The organism is Streptomyces sp. RKAG293, from assembly GCF_023701745.1.
In the GTDB taxonomy this organism is placed as follows: domain Bacteria; phylum Actinomycetota; class Actinomycetes; order Streptomycetales; family Streptomycetaceae; genus Actinacidiphila.
This window is the reverse complement of record NZ_JAJOZB010000001.1, coordinates 7,848,506-7,863,067: the sequence shown is the minus strand read 5'-3', so window position 1 is coordinate 7,863,067 and position 14,562 is coordinate 7,848,506. Positions and strand designations below refer to the sequence as shown.

General features: G+C 73.0%; 9 protein-coding genes. 3 read left to right on the top strand and 6 right to left on the bottom strand.

Going from position 1 to position 14,562, the window contains the following annotated elements:
- Positions 1-30: 30 nt before the first annotated feature.
- From LNW72_RS34735 to LNW72_RS34720, 4 genes are all read right to left on the bottom strand, one after another.
- Positions 31-1,044, bottom strand: a complete 1,014-nt coding sequence (locus LNW72_RS34735) for an alpha/beta hydrolase family protein (protein ID WP_250979008.1) — start codon at positions 1,042-1,044, stop codon at positions 31-33.
- Positions 1,044-5,486: a type I polyketide synthase gene (locus LNW72_RS41795; RefSeq protein WP_250979007.1), complete on the bottom strand. Its 4,443-nt coding sequence runs from the start codon at positions 5,484-5,486 to the stop codon at positions 1,044-1,046. The genes LNW72_RS34735 and LNW72_RS41795 overlap by 1 nt, the downstream gene beginning before the upstream one ends.
- Positions 5,479-7,254 carry a fatty acyl-AMP ligase gene (locus LNW72_RS34725; protein ID WP_250979006.1) on the bottom strand — a complete coding sequence of 592 codons (1,776 nt, stop codon included), beginning with the start codon at positions 7,252-7,254 and terminating at the stop codon, positions 5,479-5,481. Before LNW72_RS34725 ends, LNW72_RS41795 begins: the two co-directional genes overlap by 8 nt.
- Before the next feature lie 98 nt (positions 7,255-7,352).
- Positions 7,353-8,900, bottom strand: coding sequence for an acyl-CoA carboxylase subunit beta (locus tag LNW72_RS34720; RefSeq protein WP_250979005.1), 1,548 nt, complete (start codon positions 8,898-8,900; stop codon positions 7,353-7,355).
- A 228-nt stretch (positions 8,901-9,128) separates the two neighbouring features.
- Between LNW72_RS34720 and LNW72_RS34715 the strand changes: the two genes are divergently transcribed.
- The 3 genes from LNW72_RS34715 (at position 9,129) to LNW72_RS34705 (ending at position 12,790) form a co-directional block, all read left to right on the top strand.
- Entirely contained in the window at positions 9,129-10,565 is a 1,437-nt protein-coding gene (locus LNW72_RS34715) for an MFS transporter (protein ID WP_250979004.1), read from the top strand.
- Between the two features lie 106 nt (positions 10,566-10,671).
- The gene (locus tag LNW72_RS34710) at positions 10,672-11,862 is read left to right on the top strand and encodes a helix-turn-helix domain-containing protein (protein WP_250979003.1); all 1,191 of its coding nucleotides are present in this window, start codon (positions 10,672-10,674) and stop codon (positions 11,860-11,862) included.
- A gap of 178 nt (positions 11,863-12,040) precedes the next feature.
- The gene (locus LNW72_RS34705) at positions 12,041-12,790 is read left to right on the top strand and encodes a DUF4232 domain-containing protein (protein ID WP_250979002.1); all 750 of its coding nucleotides are present in this window, start codon (positions 12,041-12,043) and stop codon (positions 12,788-12,790) included.
- 48 nt (positions 12,791-12,838) lie between these two features.
- Here the strand turns inward: LNW72_RS34705 and LNW72_RS34700 are convergent, their stop codons facing one another.
- Positions 12,839-13,699: an ABC transporter permease gene (locus tag LNW72_RS34700; protein WP_250979001.1), complete on the bottom strand. Its 861-nt coding sequence runs from the start codon at positions 13,697-13,699 to the stop codon at positions 12,839-12,841.
- Entirely contained in the window at positions 13,659-14,552 is an 894-nt protein-coding gene (locus LNW72_RS34695) for an ATP-binding cassette domain-containing protein (RefSeq protein WP_250980428.1), read from the bottom strand. Before LNW72_RS34695 ends, LNW72_RS34700 begins: the two co-directional genes overlap by 41 nt.
- Between the last annotated feature and the right edge of the window lie 10 nt (positions 14,553-14,562).

The window sequence follows — 14,562 nt, the reverse complement described above, 5'->3', positions numbered from 1 at the left end:
CCGGGTCACAGCGCGCCGGGCGTCAGTCGTTTACAACCCGAGTGCCTGCGAGAGGAGCGGCCAGGACGTCTTGTACTCGTTGCGCCAGTAGGTCCAGCTGTGGGTGCCGCCGAGGTAGAAGTGGGTCTGGGCGGGGATGCCGAGCTGCTGCAGGCGGGCGGCGAAGCTCTGGGAGGCGGGCCACAGGGTGGTCTCCAGGGCCTCGGCGCTCAGCTCCCCGTTCCCGCCGACGACACCGGTGCCGGAGGAGAGGTAGAGGCTGGTGCCGGTCAGCTTCGATGCCAGGGCGTAGGGGTTCTGGGCGTTCCACAGCGGGCTCTGGAAGATCGGGGAGCCCCACAGCGCCCACGGGAGAAGCCCTTCACGGCCCACGATGGCCTCGACGATGATCGGCATGCCCGGCATCGTCGTGTGCAGGACACCGCTGTACGAGGCCGCCGCCTTGAACGTTCCCGGGTGCCGGGCGGCGAACGCGATCGCGCCCCAGCCCCCGGTGGACACCCCGCCGATGGCCCGTGTCGTCCCGGCCCGGTAGTGCTGCTGCAGCAGCTGCATCAACTCCGTGACCTGGAAGGTCTCGTAGTCGGGAGCGCCCGAGCCGAAGTTCCACCAGCTGCTGGGGATACCGGTGGGCCCCGACGACGGCATGGCGACGATGACTTCCTTGTCCGCGGTGAACTGCTCGATGTCGGTCTCGCGGGTCCACGAGGTGTAGTCGTCGTGCGCGCCCTGGAGCAGATAGAGCACCGGCCAGGTGCGGGTGGCCTGGGCGGACCAGTCGGCGGGCAGCAGCAGCCGGGTCGCGACGGTGCCGCGGATCGCCGGGGAGTTGATCTGCAGATCGACGGTGCGGCCGTCGATCCAGTTCTCGGAGACGATGCCGGCCCCGTCCAGGGCGGTGCGGGCCGGGACGGCGGCCGTCGTGGAGGCAGCGGCGGCGGGGGCGAGAGCGGTGGGGCCGAGGGTCAGCGCGGCGGTCGCCGCGAGCATGGCCGCTCCGGTGACGGCGGCGCGGGACGTACGGCGACGGCGCTGTGTGTGCATCAGATCCCTCTTGTCGTGGGTGGGTTGAGATCGCGGGTGAGCAGCGCGGCGAGGTCGTCGACCGCGGGCGGATCGAGCAGGGAGAGGTGGTCTCCCTCGATCGGCGTGACGGAGAGGTCGGTGCAGGTCCCGTCCCAGCCGAGCGCCTCGTCGGTACGGGTGTAGCGCGCGTCCTGGACGGTGTGCGGCGCACTCCGTGTGGCGCGGTAGAGCAGCGTCCGGCCGGCGTACGGGCGCGGGGTGTGCCGTTCCCCGCTGCGCAGGTCCAGATACGAGGTCCGCTGGTGTTCCAGCACGGCCGCGGGCAGATCCGCCGCCTGCTCCAGGGCCTTGACGACCAGCTCGATCTGTCCGGCGTCGTCGAGCGTCGCGAGTTCGTCGTAGGGCAGCGGCAGCGGGCTGCCGTAGGTGCGCTCGACGTACGCGGCGAAGTCCGCGAAGCGGCGGCGGGCCTCCTCCGGAGGCGACAACTCGGGTGCCGGGAGCGGCAGCACGCTGTCGATCAGGATCAGCGCGGGCACGGTTCCGTCGCCGTCGCCGACCAGCAGCCGTGCCGTCTCCTGGGCCACCACCCCGCCGTAGGACCAGCCGCCGAGCAGCCACGGCCCGCGCGGGCGGGTCTCGCGGACGACCCGCGTGTACGCCGCCGCCCGCTCGTGCACGGCGTCCGGTCCGGGCAGCCGCTCCAGTCCGTAGCAGGGCTGATCGTCGCCGAGTCGCTGGGCGAGGGCGCGGTAGACGGCGGTGGAGCCGCCCGCGGGATGGATCAGGAAGAGCGGCGGCCTGCTCCCGCCGGCCCGCAGGACGCGTAGCGGACCGCTGACCGGTGCCTCCAGACGCGGGCGCAGCAGACCGGCGACGGCGGCGACGGTGGAGGGCCCGGTCAGCAGGTCACTCGCCGGTACCTCCCAACCGGCGCGCTCCGACAGCTCCCGGGCCAGCTCCGCCAACCGCTCCCGGGGCAGCTCCCGCAGACCGAGGTCGTCCTCGGCGCCGGGCGGGCGGCCGCCGGCGACGCTCTGCCAGGCCCGGGAGACCAGCCGCTCGGCGGCGTCCCGGGGAAGCACACCCGTGAACGCATCCTCGGACGCCTGCTCCGTACCGTCCTCCGGGCCCGACGGCTCCAGCCACGCGGCGAGCTCGGCGACGGTGCCGTTGCGCAGCAGCACACGCGGTTCGACGACCGTGCCGAAGTCGCGCTGGACGGCGGCCAGGATGCGGGTGGCCATGAGGGAGTCGAGGCCGAGGTCGGTGAGCGGCGTGCCGGGGTCGATGTGTTCCGGCGCGTATCCCATGACCTGGGCGACATGCTCCCGCAGCCGGTCGATGACGGTCCGGGGCCGGTCCGCCGGCTGGGCGGTGCCGGGCGTCGGCAGCGGTACCGGATCGGGCTCCTGCCGCTGTGCCGCCAGCCGCCCCTTCACCCAGTAGGGACGGTGCCGCCAGCCCACGCTCGGTACGTCGACGATCCGGCCGCCCCCGTGCAGCGCCCCGGGGTCGACGGCCATGCCGCGGACCAGCTGCGCCGCCAGGCTGTGCCGGAACGAGAAGGCGTCGTCGGTGTTCCGGCGCAGGGTCGGGAACAGCGCGGCGTTCCCGGCACCCGAAACGGCACCCGAGGCGGCATCCGGAGTGGCACCCGAAGCGATATTCGAGGCGCTCAGCGTCTCGGCGAGCGGATGCAGTTGCGTGGGGTGTGGGGAGACCTCGACGAACAGCCGGTGCCCGTCCGCCGCCGCGGCGGCGACCGCCTGCGCGAAGCGCACGGGTCGGCGCAGTCCGGCCACCCAGTACCCGGTGTCGAAGACCGGCAGTTCGCGGGGCGAGTCCAGGACGGTGCTGTAGAAGGGAACGCCGGGCGGCAGGTGCGTCACCTCGCCGAGTTCTCCGGCCAGCGGGCCGAGCAGCGGGTCGACCTGCGGGGAGTGGCCGGCCGCGGCGACCCCCAGCGATCGGGCGAGCCCGCCGTCCCGCTCCACCCGTCGGATCAGCCCGCCGATGTCGTCCGCCGTGCCGGTGACGACGCTCTGGCCGGGCGAGGAGTGGACGGCGACCAGCAGACTGGGCCACGTTCCGGTGTGCGTCCGTACCTGCGCGGCGGAGAGTTCCACCACGGCCATCGCCCCGCCCGACAGCCCGTCCAGCAGTCGGGAGCGGGCCGCGATGACGCGGGCCCCGGTCCCGGCGTCGAGCGCACCGGCGACCACGGCGGCGGCGACCTCGCCCATCGAGTGGCCGATGACGGCAGCCGGTTCGATTCCGTAGGCGCGCCAGAGCCAGGCCAGGGCGACCTGGAGCCCGTACAGCACCGGTTGCACGACCGACGGGGACGACAGCTCCGCATCCGGTTCCAGTCGCGCGCGCAGCGAGAGGCCCGCGTGCTCGAGCAGCAGGGGTTCCAGCCGGTCCACCGCCTCGGCGAACGCGGGTTCCGCCGTGAGCAGCCGGCGGGCCATGCCCGGCCACTGGGAGCCGTAGCCGGAGAACACCCAGACGGGGCGGGCGGTTTCGGTGGCCGGGCCGCCGGTGACGACCGCCGGATGGGGCCGGCCCTCGGCGAGGCAGGCGAACGCCGCCGCGGCGTCCTCACGGCTGCCCGCGACCACGGCCGCGCGGTACCGGCCGCGGCCGGTGCGGCCGTGCAGCGTTCGGGCGACGTCCTCGATCCTGACCCCACGGGCCGCGGGCGACGCGAGCCAGCGGCTCAGCCCCGCCGCGTCCTCGCGCAGCCGCGCGGCGGAAAGGGCGTCCAGGACGGTGATGGCCGGCGCTCCCCCGGGCGCCGGCGCCTTCCTCAGCGCGGGCCGGTACTCCTCCAGCACGACGTGCGCGTTGGTGCCGCCGAACCCGAAGGCGGAGACGCCCGCGGTGGCCCGGCCCGAGTAACGCGGCCAGGGCTCCGGGGAGTCGACGACCCGCAGACCCAGCGCGTCGAAGTCGATGAGCGGGTTGGGGGTGCCGAAGTTGAGGTGCGGCGGGAGTTCGTCGTGGTGCAGCGCCAGCACCGTCTTGACCAGCCCGGTGATGCCGGCCGCGGCCTCCAGATGGCCGACGTTGGTCTTCGCCGAGCCGATGAGCAGCGGTTGGTCGGGTTCGCGGCCACGGCCCAGCACCGCCCCCAGGGCGTGCGCCTCGATCGGGTCGCCGAGCACGGTGCCGGTGCCGTGCGCCTCGACGTAGTCGAGTTCGGTGCCCGCACCGGCGTGGGCCTGCTCCAGCAGGGCTCGCTGGGCCTCGGGGTTGGGGGCCAGCAGCCCGTTGGAGCGGCCGTCGGAGTTGACGGCGGTCGACCGGATGACGGCGAGGACGCGGTTCCCGTCCCGCTCGGCGTCCGCCAGCCGCCGGAGGACGACGACCGCGCAGCCCTCGCCGCGCACCATGCCGTCGGCCGCGGCGTCGAAGGTCTTGCACCGTCCGTCGGGCGCGAGCGCCCCCGCGCGCTGGAAGGCCAGGGTCAGCGCGGGCGACAGCAGCAGGTTCACACCGCCGGCGAGGGCCGTGTCGGTCTCACCGGACACCAGGCTGCGGACGGCGTGGTGCACGGCGACCAGCGACGAGGAGCAGGCGGTGTCCAGGGCGAGGCTGGGACCGCGCAGGTCCAGCGCGTACGAGAGGCGGTTCGCGGCGATGCTCAGGGCGGCGCCCGGCGGGGTCCACGCGTCGACCGCGTCCAGGTCGGCGGTGGTGAGCTGGGCGTACTCGTTGCCGCTGATCCCGATGAACACGCCGGTGCGGGTCCCGGCCAGGCCCGGCGCGGGGACGGCGGCGTGGTCGAGGCTCTCCCGGGTCACTTCCAGCAGCAGCCGCTGCTGGGGGTCCATGAGGGTGGCCTCGTGCGGCGAGATGCCGAAGAACTCGGCGTCGAACCCCGCGACGTCGGACAGGAACGCGCCATGCCGGCTGATGCCCTCGGGCGGCGCGCCGTCGGGGACGAACGGGGCCCACCGCCCGTCGGGAAGCGTGCCCACGGCGTTGCCGCCGCCGCTGAGCAGCTCCCAGAAGCCGGCCGGGGAGGTGATGCCGCCCGGGAGCCGGCAGCCGATACCGACGACAGCGACGGCGACGGCGACCGCGCTCGGCGCGCCGCCCGTCGGCTGCGCCGGGGCGGCACGCGGACTCGGCGCCGGGAAACCGGCCTTCTCCTCGTCTCCGACCGAGTCTCCGACCGAGTCCCCTACCGCGGCTTCGACCACCGACAGCAGCCGACCCAGCGTCGGCGCCTCCCACAGCAGGGTCGCGGGCAGGTGAACGGCGGTGAGCGCGCGCAGTTCGGCGGTGAGGGCGATGGCGTCCCGTGACGTGATGCCGAGTTCCGCGAACGGCCGGTCGTCGTCTATGTCGGCCGGGTCGAGCCCGTACCACTCGGAGAGCCGCGAGACGATCGCGCGGCGGAGTTCCCCGGCGATGCCGGACTCCCCCGCGCCACCGGCGCCGTCACTCACCTGCCGCCGCCTCCCCCTCGTACTCGCCCGCCAGATACCGCTCGCGGCAGGCGGAGCGGGAGACCTTCCCGCTGGAGGTGCGCGGCACCGCGCCGGGCGGTACGAGGAGCAGCCGGGCCAGCCGTACCCCGTGCCGGGCGGAGATCCGGGCGCGGGCGGCGCGCTCCGCCGCCGCGCACAACTCGGCGGTGACGTCGAGGTCACGGGCGTGCTCGGCGACGGCGACCACCTCGTCGGGCCGGCCGTCGCCGGTCACGGTGAACAGGGCGAGCCGGTCGCGGCGTACGCAGTCCAGCGAGGACTGGACGGTCTCCTCCAGGTCCTGCGGGTAGTGGTTGCGGCCGTCCACGATCAGCAGGTCCTTCAGCCGTCCGGTGACCTGGAGCCGGCCCTCGTGCAGCGCCCCGAGGTCGCCGGTACGCAGCCAGTCGCCCCGTTCGCCGGGGATCCGGGAGGCGAAGGACGCCTGCGAGCGGCCGGTCCGCTTCCAGTAGCCCAGGCCGATGTTGGGGCCGCGCAGCCGGATCTCACCGATCCGGTCCTCGGGCAGCACCAGCCCCGTCACCGGGTCCGTGATGCGCAGCTCCTGCCCCACCGGGGTTCCGCAGCCGACGAGTACGGTCGCCAGGGCGTCGTCGTCCGCGCACGGCCGGATGTGCCCCGCCGCCAGTGCCTCGCGGTCGCAGACCAGCGTCCGGGGCAGGTCGGCGGGCGGTTCGGTGGTGACGAAGACGGTGGCCTCGGCCAGGCCGTACGAGGGGCAGTGCGCCTCCGGCGCCAGTCCGGTGTGGGCGAAGGCGCGCTGGAAGCGTTCCACGGTGCCCTGCCGTACGGGTTCGCTGCCGTTGATCATGACGCGGATGCGGTCGAGCCGCAGGGGCGCGGCCTGTTCCTCGTCGATGCGGGTGGCGCAGTAGTCGTAGGCGAAGTTGGGGGCGGCGCTGATGGTGCCGGGGTAAGCGCCGAGCAGCCGCAGCCAGCGCACGGGCCGTTCCAGGAAGGAGGCCGGGTCCATCAGGACCGAGGACATGCCGGCCAGTACGGGTGCGGCGATGCTCAGCACCAGGCCCATGTCGTGGAAGAGCGGCAGCCAGCCGACGCTGGTGCTGCCGTCCGCCGTCACGCCGAACGCGACGACGGCCTGCCGGGCGTTGGCGACGACGTTGCCGTGGCTGATCATCACGCCGGCGGGGACCCGGGTGGAGCCCGAGGTGTACTGGAGGTAGGCGATGTCGTCCAGCTCGGGTACCGGCAACGGCCGGTCCGGATCGGCGGACGGGTCGGTGAGCGGGCCCGCACCGGCCGGCCGGTCGATGCGGACGACCGGGAGGTGCGGGATCCCGTGCTCGGCGGCGAACGCCGCGATGGCGGGGGCGGTCGGGGTGTCGGTCAGGATGCAGGAGGGTTCACAGTCGTCGAGCACGGCGGCGAGCCGGCCCGCGTGCCCCGGCAGGTCGGGGCTGAACAGCGGGACGGCGATCACTCCCGCGTAGAGGCAGCCGAGGAAGGCCGCCACGTAGCCCAGGCCCTGGGGCAGCATCAGCGCGGCCCGCTCGCCGGGGCCCACGTCGGCCCGCAGCCGCCAGGCGATCGTGCGGGCCTGCTGGTCGAGCCGTTTCCAGGTCAGGCTGCGGTGCCGGCCCGGTGAGTCCGGGGTGGGGAAGTCGACGAAGGTGAAGGCCCGCTGGGCGCCGCGCTCGGTGGACCAGCGGCGCAGGGACTCGGTCAGCGGGGACTCGGTCGGCGGGAGAGGGCGCGCGGGGGGCATGGGACTCCAGAGGGGTGGCGGCGCGAGGGGGGCCGCTCTCGGAGGAGGTGGTTCCGTGGGACCGGTGGGGGGATCCGCGGTACCGGGGGACGGGTCGTTCAGAGGGGGATGTTGCCGTGCTGGCGCTGCGGTGCGGGCCGGTGTTTTCCGTGCAGCGACCGCAGTCCGCGGACGATTCGGCCGCGGGTCTCGTGCGGGAGGATGACGGCGTCGAGGTAGCCGCGCTCCGCGGCCAGGTACGGGGTGGCGTACTCGTTCTCGTACTCGGCGGTGAGCTGCTTGCGCAGCAGTTCCGGGTCCTCGGCGTCGCGCAGTTCCTTGCGGTGCAGGACGGCGACCGCGCCCTGCGCTCCCATGACGGCGATCTGCGCGGTCGGCCACGCCAGGTTGAGATCGGCGCCGAGGTGCTTGGACCCCATGACGGCGTAGCCGCCGCCGTAGGCCTTGCGGACGACGACGGTGATGGCGGGCACGGTGGCCTCGGCGTACGCGTACAGCAGCTTGGCGCCCCGGCGGACGATGCCCTCGTGCTCCAGCCGCACGCCGGAGAGGTAGCCGGGGACGTCGACGAAGGAGAGGATCGGGATGCCGAAGGCGTCGCAGAACCGCACGAACCTGGCGGCCTTCTCGGAGGCGTTGATGTCCAGGGCGCCGGCGGAGTGCAGCGGCTGGTTGGCGACGAGGCCCACCGATGAGCCCTCGACCCGGCCGAAGGCGCAGATGATGTTCGGTGCGAACAGTTCCTGGATCTCCAGCAGTTCGCCGTCGTCCACGACGCGCCGCAGGATCTCCCGCATGTCGTAGGCGTGCCCGGGGTTGGCGGGGACGATCTCGTCGAGTTCCCGGTCCGTCGCGGTGATGCCGGGGTCGGAGTGCTGCCGGTAGCGCGGTGGTGCCTCACGGTTGTTGGCGGGCAGGTAGGAGAGCAGCCCGCGCACGAAGTCGAAGGCGTCGGCCTCGTCGTGGGCGAGGTAGTGGGCGGTGCCGTTGACGGCGGAGCTGGTGCGGGCGCCGCCCAGTTCCTCGGCCGTGGTCTCCTCCCCCGTCACCGAGTGGATGACGTCGGGGCCGGTGACGAACATGTGGGAGATGTCCTGCACCATGACGGTGAAGTCGGTGAGCGCCGGTGAGTACGCGGCGCCGCCCGCGCACGGGCCGAGGATCATGGACAGTTGGGGGATCACCCCGGAGACCATGACGTTGCGGTGGACGAGTTCCGCGTAGTGGGCGAGGGCGACGACCCCCTCCTGGATGCGCGCGCCGCCCGAGTCGTTGAGGCCGATCACGGGGCAGCCGACCTTCAGCGCGTGGTCCATGATCTTGAGGACCTTCTCGCCGAAGGCCTCCCCCATGCTTCCGCCGAACACGGTGGCGTCCTGCGCGAACACCGCGACCGGTCGGTCGTCGACGGTGCCGTGGCCGGTGACGACCCCGTCGCCGTCGGGGCGGGAGGCGTCCATGCCGTAGGCGGTGCAGCGGTGCCGGACGAAGGCGTCGGTCTCGGTGAAGGAGCCGGGGTCGAGCAGCAGGTCGATGCGCTCCCGTGCGGTGAGCCGGCCGCGGCTGTGCTGGCGCTCCACGGCCGCTGGTGAGCCTCCTCGCAGAACCTGGGCGCGACGGGACTCGAACTCGGCGAAACGGGTCATGCGCGGCTCTCCTTCCCGGAGGGGGGATCCGGAATTCTGGAGCGTCATGGGGGCAACAGGTTCCGCTTCCGGCTGCCGGGCCACTAGAGCGGGGGGTGACAGCCACCCGTCCGCCTTCTGTCACTCCGATGACAAGCCGAACGGCGGGTGCGGTGGTTAGGGTCGGACGGCCCCGAGCACAGGACCCGCCAGGTCCGGTTGCCCCTGACCCCGGGAGAGGAGCCGCCGGTGGACCGGGGCAGGACGCTGCCGATCATGCTGGGGATCGCGGTGACCGGGTTCATCACGACGCTGGACAACACCGTCGTCAACGTCGCGCTGCCCTCCGTACAGCGGGCGTTGGGCCTCGATCTGCCGGATCTGGAGTGGGTGGGCACCAGTTACGTTCTGAGCTTCGGCGCGCTGCTGCTGGCGGGCGGCCGGCTCGCCGACCTGCTGTCCTGCCGCCCGGTGCTGATCACGGGGCTGACGGTCTTCACGGCCGCCTCGGTGGCGGGCGGCCTCGCGGCGAACGGCCCGACACTGATCGCGGCCAGGACCGTGCAGGGCGCCGGGGCCGCGCTGGTGATCCCCGCGACGCTGGCGGTGATCACCGGCCACCTGCCCGCGGCGCGCCGTTCGCTCGCGGTCGGGCTGTGGACCGCGGCGCTGGCGGTCGCACTGGCCCTGGGGCCGGTGCTCGGCGGTTTCATCACCGAGCGCTGGGGCTGGCGTTGGGTGTTCTTCCTGAACGTGCCCTTCGGCGTCCTGGGCCTGCTGCTGGCCGGCGCGGTACCGGCGGCCGTACGCCGCCCGGGCCCGTCCGCGCTGCGCCGACTCGACGGGCCCGGGGTCGTGTTGTCGAGTGCGGCGCTGTATCTGCTGGCCTACGGACTGCTGGAGGGCGGGGCGCACGGCTTCACCCGGTGGCCGGTGCCCCAGTGTCTGTTCGCAGCGGCGCTGACGGGCCGGCTGTTCGTGGCCCTGGAGATCCGCAGGGCGGCGCCGCTGCTCGAACTGGGCCTCTTCCGTGACCGTCTCCTCAGCGGCGGCACGGCCGCGCAGGTGCTCTGGGGCATCGGCGTCAACGGCGTGTTCTTCTTCACCACGCTGTATCTGCAGCAGGTGCTCGGGTTCTCCGCGACCAGGGCCGGTCTCGCCTTCCTGCCGCTCGCGCTCGCGCTGCTGGCCCTGACGCCGTTCGCGGAACGGCTCTGCGCGGCCTGGGGCGCGCACCGGGTGATCGCGGCCGGTCTGGTGCTGGTGGCGTGGGGGCTGGTGCAGGTGTCCGCGACCGGTCTGCGGACGAGCTGGCTCGGCCTGCAGCCGGGGCTTTTGCTGATCGGCGCGGGCTCCGCCCTCACCACGCCACTGACGGTCCGCTCCCTCGCCTCGGTGCCGGCCTCCCACAACGGCATGGCGTCCGGGGTGGTCAGCGCGGCCCGGGAGATCTCCGGGGTCTTCGGCATCGCCCTGGTCGGCGTCGTCCTGACGCACACCCGGAGCGCGGAACTCGCCGCCGGTTCCGATCCGCGTACCGCGTTCCTCCACGGCTACGCGTCGGGCCTGCGACTCGCGGCCGGCTGTGTGCTGTGCGGCGCCCTGGTGACGTTCCTCGCCCTCCGCCGGCGGACACCGGCTGTGCCGGAAGGCCACCTCAACGGGGACTCGTTGTCACTCAAGTGACAAGACATCATAATCTGATGCTCCGTCAGGCACCGTGGCGGGCAGCGACGTCCGGGGAGTACCGTCGCAAGCAATCGAACCAATAAGCGGAAGGAACTCCGCCACGGTGCGACAGACCCAAGAACTGGCAGATGAGCCGTTCAGCCGGATCCCCCCGGAGCTCGCCCACCATCTCCGGCCCTTCCTCGACGCGATCCGGAAGGAGGTGGTCGCAGCCATCCAGGCCGAGATTCCCGAGTACGACCGCCCGACGAACGACACCTACACGAAAACCATCCACACCGGCGTGGAATTAGGTCTGAACCTCCTGCTGGACCGCCTCTCCACCCCGGGCATCAGCGCGCAGGAAGTCATCAACATCTACCGCGGTATCGGCCGCGGGGAGGCCAGGGAGGGCCGCAGCCTCGACTCCTTCCAGGGCGCGCTCCGCATCGGCGCCCGGATCTCCTGGCGCCGCATCGTCAGCCTCGCCGACGCCGACATCCTGCCGCGTGAGGTCCTCGGCCTGCTGGGCGAGGCCGCGCTGGTCCATATCGACGAGATCGCCACGGCCACCTCCGCCGGGTACGCCGAGGCCCAGTTACATCTGGCGGGTGAGCTGCAACGCCGCCGGCTGCGGCTGTTCGACATGCTGATCGCCGAACAGCCCCCCACCGAGGAGGCCATCCGCGATCTCGCCCACGCCGCCCACTGGCCGGTCCCCACCTCCCTCGCCGTGGTCGTCGTGGACCACCACTGGGAACGCGACACCCTCTACCCGATCCTGCCGCCGGACTTCCTGGCCCGCTTCGACCAGCGGCCCGGCTGCATCGTCGTCCCCGACCCGGGCGGTCCCGGGCGCACCCGCGCCGTCGACTCCGCGCTGCACGGCCACCGCGCCGCACTCGGCCCCACCGTCCAACTGACCGAGGGCGCCCGGTCGCTGCGCTGGGCGATGGACGCGCTGACCCTGGCACGGCGCGACGTCCTGCCGGGCGACGAGGTCGTGCGCTGCTCCGAGAACCTCGCCACCATGCTGCTCTTCCAGGACGAGGCCCTGGTGGACGCCCTCGCCGAACGCCATCTCGGCCCGCTGGAACGGATGCGCCCGCCGTACCGGGCCCGCCTCGCCGACACCCTGCTCTGCTGGCTGCAGTGCAGCCGCAACGCCAACGAGGTGGCCGCCCGGCTCGGCATCCACCCGCAGACCGTCCGCTACCGGCTGCGCCAGCTCGACGAACTCTTCGGCGACCGGCTCCAGGACCCCGACGCCCGCTTCGAGATGGAACTGGCCCTGCGCGTGCAGCAGCTGCGCTGAGCGTTCCGCGTCGCCGGTCCGGTGCGGAACAGCCGCTTCCGGCTGACCTGCGGCTCGACCCGGTACGGCGATCCCGCGGCCGGTGGCGGTCCGCTGGAACCGCGGCCCGGGTTCCGCGCGTGAACGCACAGAGATCGTCGCGCCACCGCACGCAGAGAGTCGGGTACCCATGACCGCCATGCTGAATCGCCTGCCCCGCCACGGGGCCGCGATACTCGCCATCGCCGCCCTGAGCACCGGCGCCGTCGCGTGCCAGAGCTCGGCGGACGGCGCGCGATCCAGCGGACGCCCCAACCACGCCCCGAGCACCCCGGCCCCCGCCCCCACCAAGGGCGCCCCGAAGGCGACGCCCTCGGCCGGCAGCGGCGGCGCGACCGACAGCGCCAAGAGCGGCGGCAACGAGACGGCCAGCGGATCCTCGTCGTCCGACGACGGCCCGTCGAACGCCGATACGTCCACCTCCGGTACGTCCACGGTCGTCGATCTCGCGTCCATCGTCCGGTGTCACACCGGTGACCTCAAGGCGGGCTTCGCCGCCGGCGGCGGTGCGGCCCCGGACATGAACTCGACCGCCCAGACCCGGGCCTCCGTCTATTTCACCAACATCAGCCGCCACACCTGTTCGCTCATCGGCTTCCCCGGCGTCGACATCGTCGGCGACCGCGCGACCGACGGCACCTGGTCGCTGACCCGCTCCTCGACGACGCCCACCAAGATCCTGCTCAAGCCCTCGGACACCACGAACTTCTCCATCACCATCCTCCCCACGACCGCCCCCGCCGCCGAGTCCTTCCAGCCGGCCCTGGTCCGCATCACGCCACCGGACGAGAAGACCCAGTTCGCGCTGAAGTGGCCCTGGGGCGGCTCGATCGTCCGCCAGGACGGCGCCACCCACCCGGGCACGTTCGTGAACCCCGTGGGCTCCTGACCCCTCGCTGCCGCCCGGGCGCTGAACGCGCCGCTTCAGTCGTCCGGGTCAACGGGCGAGGCGGCCCAGGAGGGACGAGGCCGCCGCGATGCCCAGGGCCGCGGCGACGATCAGGACGCCGTAGTCGAGGAGCAGGTGGGACGGGGTGCCGAGGAGGAGCCCGCGGAGCGCGTCGACCTGGTAGCTGAGGGGGTTGACCTTGCTGATCACCTGGAGCCAGCCCGGCATGATCGCCACCGGGTAGAGGGCGCTGGAGCCGAAGAAGAGCGGCATCGTGATGGCCTGGCCGATGCCCATCAGCCGGTCGCGGGTGAGCACGATGCCCGCGATGGTCATCGACAGGCAGGAGAAGAAGGCCGAGCCGAGGACCACCGCCACGGCCACCCCGAGCAGGCGCAGCGGGTTCCAGGTCATCGCCACCCCGAGCAGGGCGGCGATGACGATCACCACGACCGCCTGGATCAGCGCCTTCACCCCGGCCGCGAACGCCTTGCCGGTGATGAGGGCGGATCGCGGGGTCGGGGTGACGAGCAGTTTGGTGAGGATCCCGGCGTCGCGTTCCCAGATGATCATGATCCCGTAGAAGATGGCGATGAACATCGCGGACTGCGCGATGATGCCGGGCGCCAGGTAGTCGATGTACGGGATGCCGCCGGTCGGGATGGCCTTGATCCGGGTGAACGTCTCACCGAAGATCAGCAGCCACAGGGCGGGCTGGATGGCCCGGGTGTACAGCTCGGTGCGGTCGTGGCGCAGCTTCTGCAGTTCGACCACGCACATCGCGCCGACCCTGGCGGGCAGCACCCGCCAGCCGGTGCGGGCGCGCGGTGGGACCAGCAGCAGGTCCAGCCGGCCGGGGAGCGCGCTCTCAGCCGACACGGGACGCGGTGCGGCGGGTGCTGCGGACATCGCGGAAGTCTCCTCCCTGCTCGTCGAGGCCGCTGCCGGCGACGTCCCGGAAGACGTCCTCCAGCGTCGGCGCCGCGTCGTCGTCGCCGGATGCCCGGCGGCGGTCCCTCAGATCGGACCTGAGCTCGTCGGCCGTGCCGAGCGCGCGGATCCGGCCGCGGTGCATGAGAGCGACGCGGTCGCAGTACTGGTCGGCCTCGTCCATGTAGTGCGTGGTCACCAGGACGGTCATGCCCGTGGCGGCCCGTACCGCGTTGATGTGCTCCCACACGCTGGTGCGGGCGATCGGGTCGAGGCCGATCGTCGGCTCGTCGAGCATCAGCAGCCGCGGCGCGCTGACCAGCGCCTGGGCGAGTTCGAGGCGGCGGATCATGCCACCGGAGTACGTCTTGGCCAGCCGGTCGGCCGCGTCGGTGAGGTCGACCGCCTCCAGCGCCTGCCCGACGCGGGCGGCCCGTTCGCGGCGGGACACGTCGAAGACCCGGGCGAAGAGCGCCACGTTCTCACGGCCCGTCAGCCCGGAGTCGGCGGACAGCTGTTGGGGTACGTAGCCCAGCAGCCGACGCACCGCCATCCGCTCCTTGGCGACGTCGTGCCCGAAGACCCGCACCATGCCGCCCGGTACCGGCAGCAGGGTGGTGATGCAGCGGATGGCGGTGGTCTTGCCGGCCCCGTTCGGGCCGAGCAGCCCGAAGACCTCACCGGCGCGGACCGACAGGTCGAGGCCGTCGACGGCCTTCGTCTCGCCGAAGGCGTACTCCAGCCCGCTACAGGTGACGGCGTCGGGTTCGGCGGGACCGGGAGCGTGCGCCGCCCGATCCACGACCGCCCGATCCACGGCCTCCTGATCCATGGCCCCCTGG